At 26.0% G+C, this 22,991-nt stretch carries 14 protein-coding genes; 5 read left to right on the forward strand and 9 right to left on the reverse strand.

Features of this window, described 5'->3' with window-relative positions; genetic code table 11:
* Positions 1–7: 7 nt before the first annotated feature.
* Positions 8–367: a hypothetical protein gene (locus F0310_RS04095; protein WP_182117656.1), complete on the reverse strand. Its 360-nt coding sequence runs from the start codon at positions 365–367 to the stop codon at positions 8–10.
* 73 nt (positions 368–440) lie between these two features.
* On the opposite strand from F0310_RS04095, the gene F0310_RS04100 reads away from it, so the two are divergent.
* A complete protein-coding gene (locus F0310_RS04100; protein WP_182117657.1) occupies positions 441–992 on the forward strand; it encodes a hypothetical protein in 552 nt (183 codons plus the stop codon).
* Here the strand turns inward: F0310_RS04100 and F0310_RS04105 are convergent.
* The 4 genes from F0310_RS04105 to topA all read right to left on the reverse strand — a co-directional run bounded on the left by F0310_RS04105 (position 985) and on the right by topA (position 7,780).
* Positions 985–1,773, reverse strand: coding sequence for a phosphodiester glycosidase family protein (locus F0310_RS04105; protein WP_182117658.1), 789 nt, complete (start codon positions 1,771–1,773; stop codon positions 985–987). The genes F0310_RS04100 and F0310_RS04105 overlap by 8 nt on opposite strands.
* Positions 1,766–2,062, reverse strand: coding sequence for a hypothetical protein (locus tag F0310_RS04110; protein WP_476577979.1), 297 nt, complete (start codon positions 2,060–2,062; stop codon positions 1,766–1,768). The genes F0310_RS04105 and F0310_RS04110 overlap by 8 nt, the downstream gene beginning before the upstream one ends.
* Positions 2,063–2,743: 681 nt before the next feature.
* Positions 2,744–5,233, reverse strand: a complete 2,490-nt coding sequence (locus tag F0310_RS04115) for a helicase-related protein (protein WP_182117659.1) — start codon at positions 5,231–5,233, stop codon at positions 2,744–2,746.
* 9 nt (positions 5,234–5,242) lie between these two features.
* Positions 5,243–7,780: a type I DNA topoisomerase gene (gene topA / locus F0310_RS04120; RefSeq protein ID WP_182117660.1), complete on the reverse strand. Its 2,538-nt coding sequence runs from the start codon at positions 7,778–7,780 to the stop codon at positions 5,243–5,245.
* A gap of 75 nt (positions 7,781–7,855) precedes the next feature.
* Here topA and sbcD point away from each other — a divergent pair, with 75 nt between their 5' ends.
* From sbcD to F0310_RS04135, 3 genes are read left to right on the forward strand one after another with little or no spacing between them, the layout of a single operon-like run.
* Positions 7,856–9,088, forward strand: a complete 1,233-nt coding sequence (sbcD, locus tag F0310_RS04125) for an exonuclease subunit SbcD (protein ID WP_182117661.1) — start codon at positions 7,856–7,858, stop codon at positions 9,086–9,088.
* Positions 9,075–11,930 carry an AAA family ATPase gene (locus F0310_RS04130; RefSeq protein ID WP_182117662.1) on the forward strand — a complete coding sequence of 952 codons (2,856 nt, stop codon included), beginning with the start codon at positions 9,075–9,077 and terminating at the stop codon, positions 11,928–11,930. The genes sbcD and F0310_RS04130 overlap by 14 nt, the downstream gene beginning before the upstream one ends.
* 46 nt (positions 11,931–11,976) lie before the next feature.
* Positions 11,977–12,909, forward strand: a complete 933-nt coding sequence (locus F0310_RS04135; protein ID WP_182117663.1) for an ROK family protein — start codon at positions 11,977–11,979, stop codon at positions 12,907–12,909.
* A 122-nt stretch (positions 12,910–13,031) separates the two neighbouring features.
* On the opposite strand, the gene F0310_RS04140 is transcribed toward F0310_RS04135, so the two are convergent.
* Genes F0310_RS04140 through F0310_RS04155 form a run of 4 tightly spaced genes read right to left on the reverse strand, consistent with a single transcriptional unit; the run spans position 13,032 to position 20,908 of the window.
* Positions 13,032–13,844, reverse strand: a complete 813-nt coding sequence (locus F0310_RS04140; RefSeq protein WP_182117664.1) for a hypothetical protein — start codon at positions 13,842–13,844, stop codon at positions 13,032–13,034.
* On the reverse strand, positions 13,832–16,966 hold the full coding sequence (gene ileS, locus F0310_RS04145; RefSeq protein WP_182117665.1) for an isoleucine--tRNA ligase: 3,135 nt from the start codon (positions 16,964–16,966) through the stop codon (positions 13,832–13,834). The genes F0310_RS04140 and ileS overlap by 13 nt, the downstream gene beginning before the upstream one ends.
* 11 nt (positions 16,967–16,977) lie before the next feature.
* Entirely contained in the window at positions 16,978–19,176 is a 2,199-nt protein-coding gene (locus tag F0310_RS04150) for an AAA family ATPase (RefSeq protein WP_182117666.1), read from the reverse strand.
* A 22-nt stretch (positions 19,177–19,198) separates the two neighbouring features.
* Positions 19,199–20,908 carry a phospho-sugar mutase gene (locus tag F0310_RS04155; RefSeq protein WP_182117667.1) on the reverse strand — a complete coding sequence of 570 codons (1,710 nt, stop codon included), beginning with the start codon at positions 20,906–20,908 and terminating at the stop codon, positions 19,199–19,201.
* A 116-nt stretch (positions 20,909–21,024) separates the two neighbouring features.
* Here F0310_RS04155 and uvrB point away from each other — a divergent pair, with 116 nt between their 5' ends.
* Positions 21,025–22,989 carry an excinuclease ABC subunit UvrB gene (uvrB, locus tag F0310_RS04160; RefSeq protein WP_182117668.1) on the forward strand — a complete coding sequence of 655 codons (1,965 nt, stop codon included), beginning with the start codon at positions 21,025–21,027 and terminating at the stop codon, positions 22,987–22,989.
* Positions 22,990–22,991 lie beyond the last annotated feature (2 nt).

A 22,991-nucleotide genomic window follows, 5' to 3' on the forward strand; every position in this document is an offset into this window, starting at 1 on the left:
GATTATTTTATTCAATTATTATGCTATCTATTATGTTTATATCTTTGCTAAAGATGTATCCTCTTTTTCCTTTGTAATTTACTAGTATCCAATTGCCTTTAAGTCCATATTTTTCTGTTGATTGCATTATTTTTTCAATTTTTACTATTTCATCTTTCCTAATGATCGTTAAATAATCATAATTTATATTATTTTTTTTCATTTCGTTATTTAACAGTGCATAATCTTTTATTACTATGCCTACTTTTTTTGAAAAGCCTAAAATACTGCTCTTAGGTAAATTAAAAATTTCTGTTAAGGAGATTTCTTGTCTTTTTATGCATGATAAAAATATTATGCATATTAAATAAAATAATTGTCTTTTCATAATTTCTTGTATAACTTACTTGATACACATCATATATATAATATAATATTTTTATAAAGTTTAAGGAATATTAATGAAAAAGTATGCATATTTATTGTTGTTTTTATGTATTAGTTTATGTATTAGTGATTTATTTTCGTATCCATTGTATTTTGGTGGAGGATTTTCTTATCAATTTACTAATTATACTGGCAAAAAAAATATGGATAAATTTGCACAAAGTTCTAATAGGGTAGATAATGGAATAAATTTGAATTTATTTTTTGATGCTAATTATGCTATTTTTGATATGTCTTATAAGGATGCTTTTATAACGGAACATAACGGTAAATATTTTGGAATTGGGTTGTATGGGATTTATCCAATTCTTTTTAAAGAATATATTCGAGTATTATTTCCTCTTCTTGGGATTAAATATACAATTGATTTAAGCTTTGAGAAGCAAAATTTGTTTTTTTTGTCTTTAGGATTTGCTACAGACCTTTTTATTCCTGAAGTTAAGGGACTTTATATTAGGCCTTTGTTGATGCTTTCTATTTCTCCGACTTCTGCTTCTGGAAGTTTTTCTTATTTAACAACTGAAATTACATTTGGAATTAATATTGGTTGGAAGTTTCTTAATTAGGCAGTTTTATTCCTAGGTGGAATGGAATTATTCTTTCCTGCCCAAAGAGATTAGATGTAGCATTAAGTTTATGAGGTATATTATTTAATTTTACAACTAGGGTGCTTGACCCACCTCCGTCTAGGTTAATAGAATTAATAATTCCATACTTTAAGGATAATTCTATTGCATCGTTTAAAGAAATTCCTTTGCTTTTATTAATACCTCTTCCTTCGATTGTTATGAGATATAAGTGTGTGTTTCCTTGGTCAGTTCCTATTATTGTTCTTGGATGTTTATTTTCTTTAAAGTTTTTAGTATACTTTCCGTTTTGAATTAAGGGAAAGAAACCACTAAAACCATAGTCAGAAGTTTTTATTTCATTTATCTCGGGATTTAATATTATTTGGTTGTTTTTAATTATAATTGCTCCATAACTTTTTCTTACATTGGATATTATTTTTTTCTCATATATATATAGCCCACGAGGATAGAACATGTTGTTTTTTATCTCATATGGGCTAGTATTGATAGCTAAGTCTACTTCATTTGAGATTAAAAATTGACTTGTTGTTTGTCCTTCAAAGTAATAATTGTTTATTTTTTTATCGAAAATAGGCTTTGAAATTATGAATTTCAGATTTTTATTTTTAATCTTTGCAATGATATAATTACTTTCTTTAAATGATCCTTGAATTATTTTATATTTAAATATATCTTCCTTTGAGCTGATAAATCCTGATGCAGATAAAAATATAAGTAATATATTTGATAGTGTTAAATATAAAAATAGTTTATTCATCTCTTTTTATTTTACAAGAATAAATACTTTTAGGATTTTTTAAAATTATATTTTTAATTTTAATAAACAATTCTTTATTTTTTGTTCTTTTAATGATATATAACTGGTAAATTATATTTATATTTATTTTTTTATATTTTTTTAAAATTTCATTAATTTCTTCTTGGATTATTTTATCTTTATTAATTCTAAGTTTTAACAGTAAAATTTCATTTTTTGTTTCTTTTATCTTTTTTAAGAAAAGATTAGCTTTTTCATATTTTTTTATTTTACTTAGATATGTGATCATGAGTAACTAATATAGTTCTAAGTTAAAATTTTTCATTTTATTTATTGTTTCAAATTCTTTTAGTAAATTATTATTGTTTAAATCATATGGCATGTATAGTTTATTTAGTTTTTCAAATTTTTCTTTGTTTATGCTGTAAGAAGTAAGAGATTATATAATAAAAAAGCTAAGAAAATGTTAGATAAAATTTTATTCATTCTAATTATTATAGATAATGTACACTTTTTTATAGAAATAAGAAAGAGAAATTAAAATATATCCTTTTTATTTTTTATTTTTAAAATTTTTTTATATAGGTTAAAGTTTTTAAATATACTTCCCAAGGTTTATTATGCTTGTGATCTTTTATTTTCAGTTGAAATGATTTACCATTAGTTTCAAAAATTTTATTAAATATTATTTATTTACTAATTTAGGGGGTTTACATCTATTCTTAGAGTCTTGCGAGACAAAGCATTTTTAAGTCTAACAAAAGCTTTAATAATTGAATCAAAAATTTCTTGTTGGAGATATTGGAATGAGTATTAGATGTTGGTTTTACTTCAGGTGTTTTTCGTGCATCATTTTATTGTTAAGTGTATATGAAATATTCAAATATAAGTTAAAATGTTTAAGTTCTTATATAACAAATATCTTTCATTAATTTTATTTTCTTTTTTAGGTTTTTATCTTTTTATGTTTTTAGAAGAAAATGTTTAATTTTTTATAAACTTTATTTATTGTGGGTTTTATTGCAGAAAGTTTATTAATATATTTTTGGTTGTCAATTAGACTTTTTATGCTGTTCATTGATTCTTCGATTGCTATTATAAAGCTCTTTTGAGGTTTCAACCAAAAGTTATCAGAATAATCACTTTTGAGCGATAAAAAGAGTACAGATTTTTTATTTGGATGTTGGACGAAATTCATAGTGCATTCTAAGATGTTTTTAACCTTATTAACTTCATTAATATTGATATTATTGTTTTCATACTTTTCTATAAGTGTCCAATCTAGTCCCATATTAGATACTATTCGTATTATTTCTATTAATTTTTTACTTTTAAATATTACTAAATCTTTATGTATTAATTTTACGTTAATTTTTTTAGTTGCTTGATTTTCTTTACTTGTTAATCTCTTTAAAATTAATTTTTTAGCTTCTGTTAAGGTAAGATCTATAAATTGAATGTTGTTTTCATTTTTAAAATTGAATTTCTTTTCACCAATAGTGATTTCATTTTCTAGTAAAGGTTTTTTTGTTTTTTTAAATGTAGATTTGTTATCTTTATTTAAAATTTTATTTTCTTTTATATGTTTTTTTATTTTATTTTCTTCAAATTCAATTTCATTGATCCATTCTTTTTTGAGTACTCCAATTGACCTGGCATATATTTTAGTTGTCTCTATTATTTCACCTGCAACAAAATATTTCACAGAATCTATATTAATAAGTGATCCAGGGTGTATTACTATATTTTGTGCTTTTATGGTTTTATATTTATTTTTTGAAGTTTTAAAGCAAATGTAGTCTCTCATGCCTCTCATTATAGATTTTAAATAACCTTCCTTATCAATTTCAGGTTTATTTATTACTGGAATGTTGAGTCTACTTACAATATTTTCAAGTTGTTTTTGTATATTAATAATCTCTTCAAGTCCTTGTAAGTCTAAATAATTTTCTTTAGCAAATTCTTCTTTGTTTAAAGCTTTTTTGTAGTCTTCAAATATTTTAATAAAACCCATTAAATCTCCTAATGGGTTTTTATATTTTAAATGAGCTTGTCTAGCTTCTATTTCTTCGTTTTGAGGTAGCAAAAAAACTCCACTCGTAGAGAGGAAAGACAGTCCAATTGTAGTTGGGTATATTGCCTGTTGGTAGTTAATCATTGCTTCAACCAAAGCCCTTGAGTGTATTGGTATTAAAGGAAATATGATCATGTATTTCCCAATTTCTGTAAGTTCGTTTTTGTCATTTATTGCATCTAAAGACTTTAGTATTTCACTTGCTGTTTGAATAGATTTAATGGAAGGCTTTGAGATAAAGTCAAACTTTGTGAAATTTTTAATTCCAATATCTGCCATTCTTAATATTACTTCAGATAGATCTGTCCTGTATATTTCTTCTTTTTGATAATCCTCTCTTAGTTGATATTCATCTCTTCTATATAATCTGTAACATGTGCCCTTTGAAAGTCTTCCTGCTCTTCCTGCTCTCTGAGTTGCAGATGCTTTTGAGATTGGCACCTCTTGCAATGAGTAAGTATGCGTTTTCATCTGGAATCTATTTGTTTTTACTTTTCCGCTATCAATTACTATTTTAATGTTTTCAATTGTAATTGAAGTTTCTGCAATGTTTGTTGATACTATTATTTTTCTTTTATTCTTAGGTGTTGGCATAAATATTTGTTCTTGTGCTTCTTTTGCCATTCGACTATATAGAGGCAAAATAATTAAATCTTTCCTTAAATTTAAATTATTAATTTCTTTTATTGTTTCTTTTATTTCCTTTTCTCCAGATAGGAATATAAGGATATCACCTTCTTGTTTACTTTTAATTATGCTACTAATTATTTCTTTTATTTTGAGTATCATGCCCTTTGGTGTATTAATTAAGGGAGGATTATATATTATTTGTACAGGGTAAGTGATTGTTTCTATATTAAGTATTGGTGCGTTGTTAAAATATTTTGAAAATATTTGTGTATTTATTGTTGCAGATGAAATTATAACTTTAAAATCATCTCTTTTTTTTAAAATATCCTTAATAAGGCCTAGTATAAAATCTATGTTTAAACTTCTTTCATGTGCCTCATCTATTATAATTACATCATATTCATAAAGAAGTGTGTCTTTTTTGAGTTCTTGTAAGAGTACACCATCAGTCATTAATTTAATTTTGGTTTTAGAGCTTATGATCTCTTGAAATCTTATTTTATAGCCTACTTCCTCTCCAAGATTTACTCCAATGTGTTTGGCAATGTATTCTGCTATTGATACAGTGGCTATTCTTCTTGGTTGTGTTACCCCAATTTTACCAAGCTTTGCAAAGCCTGCTTCATATATTATTCTTGGTATTTGTGTGGTTTTCCCACTTCCTGTTGGACTTTCTACTATTAAAACATTATTTGACTTTAATAGTAGAATTAGTTCATCTTTGTATTTATAAATAGGAAGCTCGAAATCGTTCATGTTTTAGCTTTACATTAACCCAAAAACATAAGTTGCATCTATTTGATTAAGATCAATGTTATTGGGCAAATCAACCTTTTTTCTCTTAATTTTAGCATAGAACTTATTGTTTTGTTTGTAAATGTAAATTTTATTTCTAACTTTATTTTTTGATAAGGGTATTGATTTTACAATAATTCCGTTTTTTTCTAATTTTTCATCTAAAAGTTTAATAGATTCTTCTAGTGTTATTTCATATGCTTTTATGTCTTTTTTGAGAGGGCATATTATGCTGTTAGTTTCAGTTTTAATATAATCTCCAAAAATGCCAGTTGTAGCAATTATTTTTTCATTGGTTTTTGGATATTCTCCAATTACTTTTGGAAGTGAAAGTAGCTTGAGCGCCAGATCTAAGTTTATATTTTCATATTCTATGTTTTTTGTTGATACCTTTTTAGCTTTAATTATTTTAGGTTTTTTGAGTTTTCCAGTTTTTGTGAATTCTTGTGGAGCATGGATATCTTCTCCAAGTTGGATAAGCCCTCCATATTTTGAGTTTTTATATACTACATTAAGTCCTGTTTCAGGATCAATTCCTAGTATGTTAGGTTGTATTTCTTTCTCTTCTATTATTTTTTTTATTTCTTCTTCTTTATACAGATTTTCTAAGGGAGTTGTAATGTTTATAGAATAATTATTCCCATTAGAAATTAGATAAGGTCCAAATTTACCAATGTTTATTGCATAGTTAAATGTTTTATTATTTTTATATTCATAAACTGTTCTAAACTCTCCGGAACTAATAATAGGCTCTATTTTATCTACTGTATTTTTAAGACCTTTATCTCCATTATAGAATTGGCTTAAATATTTTATTTTGTCTAATTTACCTACTGCGATTTTATCTAAGTTTTCTTCCATTAGGGATGTAAACTTTACTTCAATTAGTAATGGAAAGTATTTTTCTAAAAGCTTTACAACAGCAGCTCCTTTTATTGTTGGTATTAGTGTGTTATTTTGTTTAAATACATATTCTCTTTCAAGAAGTGTTGAGATAATAGTGGAATAAGTGGAGGGACGTCCTATTCCTTCTTTTTCAAGTTTTTGCACAAGGGTAGCTTCTGTGTATCTTAATGGAGGTTTTGTTTCATGTTCTTCTGGTTTTATATTTAGTATTATAAATTTATCACCTTCTTTAATTAGAGAAAAATCTATAGTGCTGTTTTCGTAAGGTTCTCTACTGTTTTTAAGAAATCCGTCAAAAATTATTTTTGTAAAATTTGATTTAAAAGTTAATATTTTATATTTAAATGTTATTTTAATAATTTCTTTTATCGAGTTTGCCATCATTGATTCAATGGTTCTATCCCATATGATCTTGTATATTTCTCTGGCAGTTTCGCTTTCTGTTTTTATATTTTGAGGAGAAGTAAACATTTCAGAAGGTCTTATAGCTTCGTGTGCATCTTGAGCCATTTTTGATTTAGAATATATTCGATCATTTATTTCTAAGTATTTTTCTCCATATTTTTCTTTTATAATAGTTTTAATTTTTTCCCTTGCACTTTTTGCAATGTTATAAGAGTCTGTCCTAATATAGGTTATGTAACCACTTTCATATAGTTTTTGTGCGTAACTCATAATTTGTTTTGTACTTATTTTGAGTCGCCTATTTACTTCTTGTTGAAGTGATGACGTAATGAATGGTCTAGGGGGAATTTGTTTTACTTCTTTTGTTTCAATTGAGATTATCTCAATTTTTTTTGCTTGTTTTAATTCCTTTACAAGTTTATCCATCAATGTTTTATCTATTAAAATTGTTTTATTAGAATTTTGTAGTAATCCTGTTTCATTTATAAAATCTTTGCTTTCAGCTACATTTTTATTTTCAATTTTGTCTATTATTGTTTTTACTTGGATATCATTTTTGCTATGTTTACATTCAATTGAAATTGAGTAATAGTTAGCTTTCTTAAAATTTATTCTTGTTTTTTCTTTTTCTATGATTAATTTAAGGCCAACAGATTGCACTCTACCTGCTGAGAGACCATAAGCAATTTTTTTCCAAAGTAAGGGAGATATTGTGTACCCATAAAGTCTGTCTAGTATTCTTCTTGTTTCTCCAGCATTAACGAGATCCATATCAATTTTTCTTGTATTTTTAAGTGAGTCAATTATTGCGCTTTTTGTAATTTCATGAAAAACCATTCTTTTGTAATTTTTAATTTTTAAAACTTCTTTTAGGTGAAATGCAATTGTTTCTCCCTCTCTGTCTTGGTCAGTAGCAAGATATATTTCATTTTTTCCTTTTATAAGCTTTTTAAGCTTTTCAATTACTATTCTTTTATTATTTGGAATTATATAAAGAGGCTTAAAGTCATGTTTATAATCTATAGACAAAGCGGCCCATTCGAATTTTTTATATTCTTCAGGTATTTCTTTAGCGCTATTTGGTAAATCTCTTATATGTCCTATACAGGCTTCTACTAGAAATGAATTATCAAGATATTTTTTTATTGTTATTGCCTTTGTAGGTGATTCTACTATTATTAATCTTTCTTGTTGCATATTTCCCTTATATTTTTATAATATAACATAATGTATAAATTGTTATAATCTTTTAAAAAAAATGATGTGACATTTATGAAGAGTTATAGAGCTTTACATACATCTGACTGGCATATGGGTAAGAAGCTTGGGCATTTTTATAGAATTGACGAGCAACAAAAATTTTTAAATTTTTTATTGAAATTTATTAAAAATGAAAGTATTGATCTTTTACTTGTTGCTGGTGATGTATATGATTCAAAGAGGCCTGGGCTAGAAGAGCAAAAATTAATAAATGATTTTTTTTATGAATTATCTTTTACTTCTTGTAAATGGTGTGTAGTTATTTCAGGTAACCATGATAAGAAAGAGTATTTTAATATTAATAAAAAGATATTCTCGAAGTTTAATTTTTTTTTAATTACGGAAGATAAACTTATTGATCAAGTAATCTTTTTAAAAGATGATGATGAAGTTCAATTTATTGTTGCTTGTATACCTTATATAAATGAAAGATTTATTTTAAATCAGAAATATAGGGACATAGAGCTTAATGGTAATGCATTTTTTCAAAAACTTGAGTATGCATATCGAGATAAAATAGCAAATATTATTAGTTCTCTTGATATTAAGTATCATAGTGTTCCTAAAATTTTGATTGCACATGCTTTTTTTTGTAACACAAGAAGTGTTAGTATTATTGGCAATAGCTTTATTATTCCTGTTAGTGTTTTTGGAGATAAGTTCTCTTATGTTGCTCTTGGTCATATACATGATTTTAGGAGATTAAAGTCTAATATTGTTTATTCAGGGTCTCCGATTCAGTATTCATTTGGCGAGGATAAAAATAAATATATTAATATTTTGTTTTTCAATGGTGGTAAGTTGGTATCGCAGGATAAGGTTTTACTTCCTGTATATGGCGAGTTGCATTTTTTGCGAGGTTATTTTAATGAGATTTTGATTGAATTGCATAAAATTAAAGAAAAGTTTCCATATCTTTGCTACTTAAAAATTGAGATTAATGAGAGAATAGAAACTGAGCTTGAAGAACAGATATACAGTTTAGCAAAATCAAGCTTAATTAAAATATTTGATATTTATTATGATTTATCAAATATAGAAGATAATTCTTTAGAGCCAGGAACAAAGTTAATTAGTAAAGAAGAGGTATTGAGTAGGGATGAAAAGTATTTTTTTCAAGAAAAGTTGAAAAGAGATATTATTAATGGTTTTAGAAGGGGAAGCAAATTTAAAGAAGAAGAGCTTGTTGCTCTTTTTGAAGAAATATTGCTTAGGGGAAAAGCAGGAGAATATGAGAATAAATAAGCTTATATTTAAAAATATAGCTTCTTATAAAGGAGAATATGAGATAAATTTTGATGTTCCTATTCTAAAAAATTCTGGAATCTTTTTGATTTCTGGGAATACTGGATCTGGTAAGAGTACCATCCTTGACTGTATAACTCTTGCTCTTTATGCAAGAGTTTATAGACTTGATAAGAATATTTCAGATGCAATTTCTAAAGGGTTTGATAATGCTTATGTTAAACTTACTTTTACTGTTTCTAGAAAAATTTATGAATCATTCATTGAGCTTAATGTAAAGCAAAAGGAGACTCCTAAAAATATGCTATTAAGAAGCCTTAGTGATAATAATTATATTGAAAATAGAGAAGATGTTTTAGCATATATAAGGAGTCTTTGTAGGTTAAATTTTGAGCAGTTTTGTCAGACTGTTATATTACCTCAAGGCAATTTTCAAGAATTTTTGACTTCTAAACCAAAAATTAAGACAGCAATAATTGATAATATTTTTAATTTAAAAAAGTATGATGATATAGAATTTTTTTTAAGGAGAGAATTTGAATTTACAAATTTGAATATAGAAAAATTGGAATTTATAGAGTTAGAAGAGAAAAATAGAATAGATAATAATAAGAGTAAATTAAATAGGTTAACTAATCTTTTGGATTTGATTGATATCAAAAAGCTAAGGGAAAGTCTTGAGAAGGTTTATAAATTAATATTTATTTGCGACAAAATAATTAAGAACATTCAAAAGTATTTAGATGTAGAGAATAGGATAGATAATTTAGAGCTAGAGCTATCTTCTACTATTAAGAGTAAAGAGGATTTAGATTATGAGTATTCTTTACATGAAAACATCAGAGCAAAGGTAGGAGAAGGTCTTAAATTTTACAATTCTTATGAGTTTTTAAATTTAGAAGATTTAATTAAAAGTCAAATTCAGTTTCTTAATGATAAAAATATGCTTTTATTTAAGCTTTCAAGTGTTAAAAGAAATTTAGAAGAATTAAAATATTTAAACTTAAATATCCTTAAGTTTAATTATGTAAAAGAATTATATTATGAAAATTTTCTTTTTTCTTCTGAGGTGAATGTTGATGACGAGAGTACTTATGAAAAATTGAACATAGAAAAACTTCAGTTGGAAGAGCAAAGGGAAAAGCTATTAGAAGAACAGACAAGAAAGAATATAGAGCTTAAAAGTAGTATTAATGTAAAAGAAGTAACATTTGATTTTGATAAATATATTTATTATGAGGCATTAAAATTATTTAAATGCTTTATTGAAGAGTTGATATTAAAATATAAATGTGAATTAGATTTATTTATAGAATCAAATTTTAATACATTAAAAGATATTAAAATCGATATTAAGATAGATTTATATAAAAGAATATTAAAAGATTTAATTAAAAATAAAGAATCTATTGATAAAGATATAGATAGTCTTAAGTTTATTGAAGATGAATATTATACATACCAAGGAAAGGAACAATTAAAAGCTAGTAGCTTAGATTATGTTTTAGAGATAAATACTAGGCTTCAAGTTTTGCAATCTAAGCTAGATGACATTAATGCAGAAATATTAAATGAAAGAGCAAATAAAATTAGGCGAGAAAATCAGATTTCAGAATTTAATAATAAAAATGCAGAAATTTTAAAAGTAATAGGTAACAATCTGTTCAATAGATATATAGATTATTCTGACAAAAATAAGATTTTGATTTTTGAAAATAAGCTTAAAGAAGTTGAAATTTTAAAATTGACTTTAAGTGATTTAAATTCAAAAATTGATTTTAAAGAAATAGAGATTAAAGAAAATCTAGATAAGATAAAAAATTTGTTATCTAAAATTAACTTAAGTATAAATTTAGATGATCCTATTTTATTGGAGAAAGGATTTGAAAAATTTTTAAGCGATAAAAATAAATTGAATGATGAGTATTTAAGAGTAGATTCAATTTTAAGCAATATAAACAATTCAAAGCTTAGACTTGAAAGTCAAATTGAATTTATGAAGCAAAGTAAAGTAAGTTTGAGAGATGAGCTTGAGAAAGAATTAAATGAATTTAATACTAATTTTCTGGATTTAAAAGCGTCAATTCAAGATAGTTTTGAAGGTAAAGAATATATTTTTTCTTTTGATTCTTTTAAACCTAACAGAGACAGTTTGGATTACTTTTTGAGATTGAAATCTAATTTTATGTCTAAAATTGAAATTTTATCCAAGGATATTAGTCATTATGAGTCAAACTTTTTAAATTTACAGGCTTTGAAAGAAGAACTCAATAATCAGAAAATTAATATAGAGAGCGTTCAGAAGGAGTTAATAAATTTGAATGAAAGAAGGGAAAAGTTGGAAATTTTAAGGAAAGTTATAACTACTTCTCCTAGCTTAAAGTATTATGTTCAGAGTTTTTTAATTGAAGAAATATTAAAAATATCAAATAAAAGATATTTAAGTGTTATTCTTCCTGATTTTGAGCTTCAAATTAATTCGGGAAGTAAAGATTTTGATTTTTTAGTTAAAAGCAGAAGGGATGGGGGGATGACTCGTAGTGTAAAGACTCTTTCTGGAGGTGAAAAGTTTCTTGTTTCTTTATCGCTGTCTCTAGCACTCTCAGATATGATAAGAGATAGTGAACTTAAAATAGAAGCATTTTTCCTTGATGAAGGCTTTGGAAGCCTTGATGAAGATACCTTAAAAATGGTTATTCCAAAAATTTCTGATTTTCAACAAGTTGATGGTCGTCAGATAGGTATAATTTCTCATGTTGCTTATTTGAAAGAAGAGATTAAAGCAAAAATAACGATAAGTAAGATATCGAAAATTTCTAATATTTCTATAGAAAGTTTTTAAATTTTTATTATATACTTAATTTGAGTTTTAAAAATAAGGATTTTACATGGGATGCTATGCGGTAATTGATGTTGGAGGTACTAGTACTAAATATTCCTTAGCAGATAGTGGAGGTAATTTTCTTGATAAGCAAGAAGTTAGATCGGGTACTACTCCTGATGAACAAGTTGATATTTTGGTCAATATAATTAATTTCTATAAAAGAGAAGAAAATGTTAAAGGAGTTGCTATTTGCATGCCTGGATTTGTTGATCCTAAAGGAATTGTTATTAGAGTAAATGCCATTAAGGGGTTTGTTAATTATCCTTTAAAAGAAAATCTAGAAGCTTTAACGGGTATTAATGTTGAGATTGAAAATGATGCTAATTGTGTTGCTTTAGCTGAGAAATTTAAAGGCAATGCTATTTATTCTAATGATTTTATTGCTTTGACTCTTGGAACAGGCATTGGTGCTGGAATATTCATGAATGGAAAACTTTTAAGAGGGCATTCTTTTATGTCTGGTGAGATAGGGTTTATGATTACTAGAGGTCTTGATAATAATATCCCTTTTAAGTGTAGGTGGGAGTCTATAGCCTCTGTTGCGTCTTTAAGAAAGAGAGTTGCAGAACGCTTAGAAAAAGACTTAAATAAAGTATCTGGAGAATATGTTTTTGAACTTGCTGATTGTGGGAATAGTCATGCTAGGGATGAAGTTGAAAAATTTTTTGAAACTTTATCATTTGGAATTTTTAATTTGACTTTTATTTTAAATCCTGAAAAAATTTTGATTGGGGGAGGAATAAGTGCAAGATCTGATTTAATAAGTAATATATATAAAAAATTAGAAAATTTATGGTCTATGGAATTGGCTAGTGTTTATGATGATGATATCAGGAAACTTGTTAAACTTGAGACAACTAAATTTAATAATGATTCTGGTAAAATTGGAGCATTATATCATTATTTTGTTGAAAATAATTTGTTATATAACATATAATTTTATAAAAGATTATGATTTTTAATTTATGAGTCTAATATATTAATTACTATTTTTAATTAGTGTTAAAAATATATTAGAATTAAAAAAGTATGCATTTTAGCAGAATAATCTTTTTATTCTTATTTTTTTTTAAAAAATAAAGTTGATATGAATTCTTTAACACTTTCTTTTTTAATCTTAAATTCAAGTTCTACAGTGTTTTTATCTTGTATCTTAGAGTTTATAGGACTTGAAATTATTATTTTTGTTGTACTTTTTATTAGAGTTGGTATTAATTTTTTTGATAAAATAGATAGTATTGCAGGATTTTTAGTTTTTAAATAGGCTTTTAAATTATAGTCAATTTCATTTTCACTATTTCCAAAAAGAGTTGCTCTATTAAAAGGAATTAAATTTTTTTTATTTATATTATTTGGTATTAATAAAGAGATATCTTTAATCCAAAAGAATATTTCGTTTTTCTCAAGTATATCGATTTGTGTTGTTAAGATATTTTCGTTTTTATATACTGTTTCTTTTTGATTTATTAGAAATCCTCTTTTGTCTTTAGTAGGAGTAATATATATATTTGAGTTTTTAATTTTCCATTTTGGATTTATTAACAAGTTGCCTTTAGATTCAAAGTTTGAATTATTTTGTATTCCCCAGAAAATATTTTTGGGAAAATTACCTGTTATTATTGAAGAAAAGCTTTCTGGATTTTTTGTATAACTTAAATATAAATTACCAAAGGAATTAATTCCAATTTTGTGTTTAAAGCTTAAATCATCGTAGATAAATCTGTTTTTTGATATATCTATATACGCGTATATATCTGAAAAGGGATCTAATAACATGATTGAAGATATTTTATTTTTAGGTGAATGGTAAGTTAAGGTTGAGCATCCTACAAAAAGAATGAATGTAAAAATTTTATCAATTAACTTGTGCATTTTTCAATGCCTATCATTATTTCTATATCATTATCAAGTTCTATCTTTGTTGTTGCTTTTTCTTTGTTTACCTCTATTTTTAATATTAGTGTTTCAGATTTAATATAGTTTTCAAATTTGCTTATTATTTTGGTTAATGTTTTATTGTTATCTATATATAGTATGATTCGATCACTGACATTAAATTTATTTTCTTTTCTTAAGTTTTGAATTTTTCTTATAAATTCTCTTGATAAACCTTCTAAATACAACTCTTCTGTTATTAATAAATCTAGTCCAATCGTAATAGAGTTTTCATTTATTACTTTTAGGTTTTCTTTTTCTTTTCTTTCTAGTATTATGTCTTTTATTGTAATTTCATATGTATTACCTTGTGTTTGAATAATATGTGTATTGCCATTTATTATTTGCAATATAGCCTCATTTTTTAGCTTCATTATTTCTGATGACACAGCTTTCATATTTTTACCAAGCTTGCTTCCAAGCTCTCTAAAATTGGCTTTTGCTGCATAAGTAACAAGTTCTTCTTCATTTGATTTTATTTTTATTTCTTTTGCATTTATTTCTTCAAGTATTATTTCTTGCATTTCATGTAGTGTTTCTTGCTCTTTTTGGTTCTTAGTAACAACATAGATTGTGTTAATAGGTTTTCTTATTTTAATGTCATAAGAGGCTCTAAGCGCTCTTGCAATTGATACTACTTTTCTTATGAAATTCATTTTTTCTTCAATATCTTGTTTTATAAGTTCTTTAATCTCTTTTGGATATTCGTTTAGGTGAATTGATTCTTTCTCATCTGTTGTCTTTAAATTTTGATAAATATTTTCTGTTAAAAAAGGAATAAATGGAGCAAGCATTAATATCAAACTTTTTAGTGAATAATATAAAGTTTCATAAGCATCTTGTTTATCAGTATCATTCTCAGATTTCCAGAATCTTCTTCTTGATCTTCTTATATACCAATTGTTTAGTTTATCAATGAATTCAATAAGTTTATCTATTGCTTTTGTTAAGTTGTATTTATCTATTTCTTCGTTTAGTATTTTCTTTAAACTTTCAGTTTCGCTAATTATCCATTGATCAAGAATGTTATTTTTGGATAAATTAAAGTTATCATTAACTTTAAATTTATCAATTATTGCATAAGTTATAAAAAATGAATATGCATTCCAGATAGGTATGATAATGTTCTTGAGAACGTCTTTAACTCCATTATCACTGTATTTTAAGTCATCTGCTTTTACTACAGGGCTCATTATTAAGTAAAGCCTTAAAGCATCAGCTCCAAATGTGTTTATTACTTTCATTGGATCTGTATAATTTCTAAGAGATTTAGACATTTTTTTTCCGTCACTAGATAATACGAGTCCATTGACTATTACATTTTTAAAAGCGGGTTTTTCAAAAAGCGCAGTTCCTAATATTGTTAGAGTATAGAACCATCCTCTTGTTTGATCTAGACCTTCTGCAATAAAGTCTGCAGGGAAAATATTATTTAAATTATCTTTATTGGCGAATGGATAATGATTACTTGCATAAGGCATTGATCCAGATTCAAACCAGCAGTCTAAAACTTCACTTGTGCGTATATATGTGCCTCCATATTCGCTGGGCCAAGTTATTTTGTCAATTTTATCTTTATGTAGGTCACTTATCTTTTGTCTTGAATAGCTTTCAAGTTCTTCTTTGGAGCCTATGCATATTTTATTTCCTGACTTTGAGCAAACCCAAACTGGTATTGGATTCCCCCAAAATCTATTTCTGCTTATTGCCCAATCTCTTGCATTTTCTAACCATTTTCCGAATCTTCCTTTTTTTAAATGGGAAGGAATCCAGTTAATTTTTTCATTTGATTTTATAAGTTTTTCCTTTATTGCTTCAATGTTTACAAACCATGAACTTACAGGTCTGTAAATTAAAGGTGTATTTGTTCTGTAGCAAAATGGATACCTATGCAAGAAATTTTCTCTTTTAAAAATGAGATTCATAGATTTTAGTTGTTCTATTATTTTTTTGTCTGCATCTTTAACAAATAGGCCTTCAAAATCTTTTACTTCTTTTGTAAATCTGCATTCGGCATCTATAGGATTTATTATGTCAACTTTTGTTTTGCTTTTAAGTATATGGTAATCTTCTTCTCCAAAGGGAGCAATGTGTACTAAACCTGTTCCATCATTAGTTGTGACATATTCTGCTGTATGAACTCTGAAAGCGCCTTTTCTTTTTTGTTTTATAAAATAGTCAAATATAGGTTCATATTCTATTCCAGCAATGTGCTCACCTTTAAATTGTTCTATTATTGTGTATTCTTTTTCAAACTTATAATAGTGATTTAGCCTTCTAGTTCCAATTATGAAAATTTCATTTCTTTCTTTATCGAAGATTTTGGAATATTCTATATTATTTCCAACGGCAATTCCAAGATTTGTAGGCAATGTCCAAGGAGTTGTTGTCCATGCAAGTAAATATTCATTCTTTTCTCTTATTTTAAACTTGACAGTGAGTGATGGATCGTTAACTTCCTTGTATTCTCCAAGATTTACCTCAAAATTTGAGAGTGGAGTTGCAAGTTTTGGAGAATATGGCAATACATAATAACTTTCGTAAATTAAACCCTTATCATAAAGATTCTTAAATATCCACCATACAGACTCCATGAAGTTTGTATCCATTGTTTTATAATTTTTTTTAAAATCTACCCATCTACCTAATCTTGAAATAGTCTTTTCCCATTCTTTTGTATATTTAAGAACTATTTTTCTGCATTCTTCATTAAATTTTTCAACTCCATATTGTTCTATTTCTTTGCTTCCAGAAATTCCTAAGTATTTCTCTACCTCATATTCTACAGGCAAACCATGAGTGTCCCACCCAAAATTTCTCTTAACATATTTTCCTTTCATTGTCTTATATCTTGGGATTATATCTTTAATTGTATTTGGAACAAAATGACCAAAGTGAGGAAGCCCTGTTGCGAAAGGAGGTCCGTCATAAAATATAAATTCTTCACAACCTATTCTTTGTTGAATAGATTTTTCAAAAATTTTATTATCATTCCAGAATTTTAATATTTTCTCTTCTATTTTAGGAAAATCTACTTTACTATCTACATTCTTAAACATAAAGCTTCCTTTTATTCTATTTTTATCTTGTTTTTTTCTAAGTATATTTTTATTAGATTAATAGTGGGGTTTTTAAAAATTTTATTAATAATTTTTTCTTCTATTTCTTCTTTTATTGCATTTAATATACTTCTTGCTCCAGAGTTTTTGTCATAAAAAGTTTTAATTATATAATTTTTAATATTTTTATCCATTTTTATTTTAATATTCTTAGAATTATATCTTGAAATAAGATTTTTATAATAATTATTATAGATTATTTTAACATCTTCTTCTTGCAATATATTAAGTATAATTTTTTTTTGTATTTTATCCAATAAAGTTGATTTAAATCGTTTCTTAAGTTGGTTATTTATTTCACTTTTAATATTTATGTTATTATTTGTCTTGCCAAATCCAATATTTCCTTTTCCAAGAAGTATTTCAGATCCAATAGATGTAGTAAGAATAAGAATGGCATTTTTAAAAGATATCTTGTTTTCTTGACTATCAATAAGCTCACCATATTCAATTATTCGTTCAATTATATTAAGAACTGAATTGTGAGCATTTTCAATGTTTTCAAATATAATGAAGCATTTGGGATAATATTTTATTCTATTTATTAGTAGTCCTCCATCAGCGTAGCCTATATATCCAGGATTTGTTCCTATTAATTTTGAAATAGAATTTTCTTCTCTATATTCTGACATATCTAGTTTTAATATTGAGTTTTCATCTTCCATAATTATATTTGATACTTCATTTGCTAGCATTGTCTTTCCACTTCCGCTTGAGCCTATAAATAATGCTGCTGTTAAGAGTTTGCTGTTATCATTTATTTCAAGTTTTGTTTTAACTATTTCTCTAAGGATCTCATTTATAGCATGGTTTTGTCCAATTATTTTTTCTCTTATTTGTATTTCTGCTTTTTTAAGTATATCAATTTCTTCTTTAATATTAGATTCTGTTTTGATATCTAACATTGCATCTGTTATTCTTTTAATGTCTTCGGCATTAATTACCTTGCATGCTGTCTCTTGTTTTTTTTTAGCTCCAGCAATATCAATGAGGTCAATTGCTTTGTCAGGAAATCTTTTATTGATTAGATATTTTGATGATAAATATATTACATTTTCGATTGCCTCTTTTTTGTAAGTAACACCATGATAATCTTCAAAATTTTTTATTATATTATTTAGAATATTTAGAGTTTCTTTTTCATTAGGTTCTTTTATTGATATTGTTTGAAATCTTCGGATAAATGCTTTGTCTTTAGCAATATACTTTCTATATTCATCATAAGTTGTTGCTCCTATAATTTGTATTTCGGAGCGAGACAGGGCTGGCTTTAAAATATTTGATGCATCAAGAGCACCTTCAGAATTTCCAGCTCCCATTAGCGTGTGTATTTCGTCAATAAATATTATTGTATCTTTATTATTTTTAATTGATTTAATTATATTATTTAATCTTTCTTCGAATTCACCCCTATATTTTGTGCCTGATACTAAGTCAGAAGTATCAATTTTTAGTATTATTTTATTTTGTAATTTACTTTTTATTTCTTTATTTGCAATTTTTATTGCGAGTCCTTCTACTATTGCTGTTTTTCCAATTCCAGGTTCTCCTATTAAGATTGTGCTATTTTTATTTCGTCTTTCAAGTATATTTATTAATTCTTGAATTTCTTTTTCACGCCCAATTAAAGGATCAAGTTTATTTTCCTTTGCAAGTGCTGTTAAATTTTTAACATATTTCCCAATTTCGAAGTTTTCGTTTTCAAGTCTTATTTCATCTTCAAATTCTTTATATGTTTCAATTAATCTTATTTTGTCTATGTTTGTTATTATATTTTCTTCATTAAATCCAAAGCTTAATTTATTAAGTTTATATTTTTTTAGTAATTTTTTTGTTTTTAATATTAAATAAAAAATTTCTTTTATTCCTATTGAAGTTTTAGGTTTAAATTCTTTTTTTGCTTTTTCAATAAGAATAAAAATTTCTCTGTTTATTTTTGGAATTATAATTTCATTAGGAGTTACTAAAACTTTTTCTAATTTTTCTATTTCATATAATGTATCTTGTTTAATGTTTTTTAAGGTTTTTGTGTCTATACTTTTTATCTCAGATTTTTTAGGACGAATGAGGATAGACATCAACAGATGCCAGATTGAAACTTCTCTATTTTTGTTTTTTCTAGCAACTTCTTTTGCGGATACTTCAACCAAATTTACTAGATTTTCTGCTATATTAATATTTTTCTATCTCCATATTTATATTATTAATTATATCAAAAATATTATTTTTTTGTTCGTATCTTGAATGTATAGATACATAAAATTTAATTTTTGGTTCTGTTCCAGAAGGCCTAACAGTTATTGTGGTTTCATTATCTAATAATAATTTTATTGCATTAGTAGGATATTTGTAATCTAATATTTCGTTGACATTTCCATTAATATCTATTTCTTTCAATTTTTGATAGTCTAATTTTTTAATCACCTTAATTCCTGCAAATTCTTTTTGTTTTTCATTTCTTAACTTTGACATTAGTTTTTCTCTTAAAGGTTCTCCTTGAAAACCTTTGAAGTTTTTAGTAATTGAAAATTCTTCATAATATCCAAATTCTTTGTACATTTCTTGAAGATATTGTTCCATTGTCATTTTATTTTCTTTAAGAGTAAGCATTAATTCGCAACAACCTTTGATAGCTGAAAATGCATCTTTGTCTCTAGTTACATCTCCAATTAAGTATCCATGACTTTCTTCACAACCAAAAATAAATTTTTTATTCGGTTCTTTGATTTTCATTTCATCTATTAAGTTTCCTATCCATTTAAATCCTGTATATGTTCTAAATAATGTTGAATTATATTTATAAACTATTTTATCCAACATAGGAGTTGTGACAAAGGAAGCTACTATAAATGTATTTTTTGGATTACTCTCTTTAGATAATAAATAGTTCGATAAAATGCATGCTATTTGATTTCCATTTAAAATTTTCCATTCTGTGCCGTTATTAAAGGCAAGGCCTATCCTATCCGCATCTGGATCAGTTGCAATCGCAATGTCGCATTTTTCTGTTTTGGCAAATTCTATTACTTTAGACATAGCAATATTGTATTCAGGATTAGGGTATTTTACTGTGGGAAATTCCGGATCAGGATTTATTTGTGTTGGTTCAATTAATAATTCTACTTTACTGTTTTTGAATAATTCTTTTATTATTATTCCTCCTGCTCCATGTAAAGGAGTATACGCTACTCTTAATTTTATTTGTTTGCTTTTTTCATTAAAGTTAGGAAATTTTTCATTTATTTTTTCTATGAATGGAATATCAATTTCATTATTGAGTTCTACTATTGATTTATTATTTATTTTTTCTTCTTTTATAATAATGCTTTCAATATGAGACATTTTTTGAATTTCATATATTATAAGGGATTCATGAGGAGGTATTATCTGACATCCTCCTTTCCAATAAACTTTGTATCCATTGTATTCTTTTGGATTATGACTTGCTGTTATCATTATTCCAATATCGCAATCTAATTTTATCACTGTATAAGACAATTGAGGTGTTGGTCTTAATTGTTTATATATATAAACTTTAAAACCATTTAATGAAAAAATTTCAGCAGCATCATAAGCAAATTCTTTTGAGAAATATCTTGAATCATAGCTTATCACAACTTTTGGGTTTTTAGTTATTTTAAGAATATAGTTAGCAATTCCTTGGCTTGCTTTTATTACGTTGTAGGTATTCATATAATAAGTACCGGCTCCAATAATGCCCCTCATACCAGCCGTGCCAAATTCTATATCTTTGTAAAATCTGTTAAGCAATTCGTTTTTATTGTTTTCGTTGAGTAGTTTTATTGCTTCATCTTTAAAGTATTTATTTTTTTCAATAAGGATATATTTTTTTATTCTTTTAAAGAGTTCATTGTTTTTCATGTTATTTTCCTTTATTTTATATTAAAGATTTTGTATATAGATATATATTATTTTATATTTTAAACATAAAATAAGTAATCAAATGTTGATTGTAATTTTGTTTAAGGTCGGTTTTTATGAAATTTTGTTTGAAGTCTGATTATGTTCCTGCCGGTGACCAACCAAAAGCAATTAGGCAGATTAAAGAATCAATTATATTTAATAATAAGTATCAGACCTTAAAGGGTGTAACAGGAAGTGGCAAGACTTTTACAGTTGCTAATGTTATTAGAGATTTAAACAGACCTTCTTTGATAATTAGCCATAATAAAACTTTGGCAGCACAGCTTTATAGGGAATTTAAGGATTTTTTTCCAGATAATGCAGTTGAATATTTTGTTTCTTATTATGATTATTATCAGCCTGAGTCTTATATTGCTTCAAAAGATTTGTATATAGAAAAGGAAGCCACTATTAATGAAGAGCTTGATATAAAGAGGATAAGGGCAGTAACTTCTCTTTCTAGAAGGAGAGATGTTATTGTTGTTGCTACAGTATCTTCAATCTATGCCTTAGGTTCTCCAGAATTTTTTAAAAGCTCAGCGCATGCTTTTTTTGTAGGACAAAAGATTTCTATTAAGGATATGGCGGATATTTTTGTGAAATTGCAGTATTCAAGAACTCTTATGAATCTTGAGCATGATAAATTTTCTATTAAAGGAGATATTATTGATGTATGGCCTAGTAATGAGCATGATAATTTTGCTTATAGGATTTATTTGGATTTTGATGAAATTGTTAGTATTAAAAGGATTAGCCCATTTACAAAAAAGATTTTAGGAAGTGTGGATGAATTTACTCTTTTTGCTAAGTCTTATTTTGTTATTCCTTATAATACTATATTAGATGCTCTTCCTAAAATATATCTTGATTTAAAGATTCAATATCATTATTTTAAAGAAAATGGAAAGTTTATTGAGGCTGAAAGACTTAAGCAAAGGGTGGAATATGATATTGAAATGTTAAGAGAAACTGGGACATGTCAAGGTATAGAAAATTATACTAAATATTTTAGCGAAAATGAAAAAGGGAGGCCTTATTGTCTTTTTGATTTTTTTCCTAGGGATTACTTGCTTTTTGTTGATGAATCACATGTGACTTTGCCACAGATTAGAGGGATGTATAATGGAGATTATGCAAGGAAATTGAATCTTGTGAATTTTGGATTTAGACTTCCGTCAGCGCTTGAGAATAGACCTCTTAAATATCATGAATTTGAATCTATTATTAATCAAGCTGTTTTTATTTCAGCTACTCCTGGGCTTGAAGAGTGTGAAAAAAGTAGCATTATTGTTGAGCAAATAATTCGTCCGACAGGTCTTGTTGATCCAGAGATTATTCTTAAGAATTCAGATGGGCAAATGGAAGATATTTATAATGAAATACAAAAAAGAATTGCTTTGAATGAGAAAGTTTTAGTTACAACTTTAACTAAAAAAATGGCAGAAGATTTAACGGATTATTTATTAAGTCTTGATATTAAGTCTAGTTATTTACATGCAGAGCTTAATGCTATTGAGAGAGTTGATATTATTACATCACTTAGGAAATCAGAGATTGATGTTATTGTGGGAATTAATTTGTTAAGAGAGGGATTAGATATTCCTGAAGTATCTCTTGTTATAATACTGGATGCGGATAAAGTAGGCTTTCTAAGGTCTTCTACTTCTCTAATACAAGTAATTGGTAGAGCTGCTAGAAACTCAAATGGTTGTGTTATAATGTATTATGATCAAGTAAGTTTTTCAATGCAAGATGCTATTGATGAAACTAATAGAAGGCGGAGTATTCAAATTGAATACAATAGGAAAAATAATATTACTCCAAGGACTGTTATTAAAAGAGTTCAAAATATTTTAGAAAAAGAATTAAAAAGCGAAACTGTTAATGATGATATTAAAAAAATTATTTCAGATAAAAATTTATCTAAGAAAAATCTTATCAATAAACTTAAGTTTAAGCTGGATGAAGCAGTTAATGACGAAAGGTTTGAAGATGCTATCTTTTTAAGAGATAAAATAAGAGAATTAACTAAAAATTAAAA

Source organism: Borrelia sp. A-FGy1, from assembly GCF_014084025.1.
GTDB lineage: Bacteria > Spirochaetota > Spirochaetia > Borreliales > Borreliaceae > Borrelia.

What these genes read in the sequence shown, in the direction of transcription:
- topA (WP_182117660.1), bottom strand. Translation starts at nt 7,780, where the DNA reads ATGCAACAAGAAAGATTAATAATAGTAGAATCACCTACAAAGGCAATA.
- F0310_RS04105 (WP_182117658.1), bottom strand. Translation starts at nt 1,773, where the DNA reads ATGAATAAACTATTTTTATATTTAACACTATCAAATATATTACTTATA.
- ileS (WP_182117665.1), bottom strand. Translation starts at nt 16,966, where the DNA reads ATGTTTAAGAATGTAGATAGTAAAGTAGATTTTCCTAAAATAGAAGAG.
- F0310_RS04140 (WP_182117664.1), bottom strand. Translation starts at nt 13,844, where the DNA reads ATGCACAAGTTAATTGATAAAATTTTTACATTCATTCTTTTTGTAGGA.
- F0310_RS04100 (WP_182117657.1), top strand. Translation starts at nt 441, where the DNA reads ATGAAAAAGTATGCATATTTATTGTTGTTTTTATGTATTAGTTTATGT.
- uvrB (WP_182117668.1), top strand. Translation starts at nt 21,025, where the DNA reads ATGAAATTTTGTTTGAAGTCTGATTATGTTCCTGCCGGTGACCAACCA.
- F0310_RS04130 (WP_182117662.1), top strand. Translation starts at nt 9,075, where the DNA reads ATGAGAATAAATAAGCTTATATTTAAAAATATAGCTTCTTATAAAGGA.
- F0310_RS04135 (WP_182117663.1), top strand. Translation starts at nt 11,977, where the DNA reads ATGGGATGCTATGCGGTAATTGATGTTGGAGGTACTAGTACTAAATAT.
- F0310_RS04115 (WP_182117659.1), bottom strand. Translation starts at nt 5,233, where the DNA reads ATGAACGATTTCGAGCTTCCTATTTATAAATACAAAGATGAACTAATT.
- sbcD (WP_182117661.1), top strand. Translation starts at nt 7,856, where the DNA reads ATGAAGAGTTATAGAGCTTTACATACATCTGACTGGCATATGGGTAAG.
- F0310_RS04095 (WP_182117656.1), bottom strand. Translation starts at nt 367, where the DNA reads ATGAAAAGACAATTATTTTATTTAATATGCATAATATTTTTATCATGC.
- F0310_RS04110 (WP_476577979.1), bottom strand. Translation starts at nt 2,062, where the DNA reads ATGATCACATATCTAAGTAAAATAAAAAAATATGAAAAAGCTAATCTT.
- F0310_RS04155 (WP_182117667.1), bottom strand. Translation starts at nt 20,908, where the DNA reads ATGAAAAACAATGAACTCTTTAAAAGAATAAAAAAATATATCCTTATT.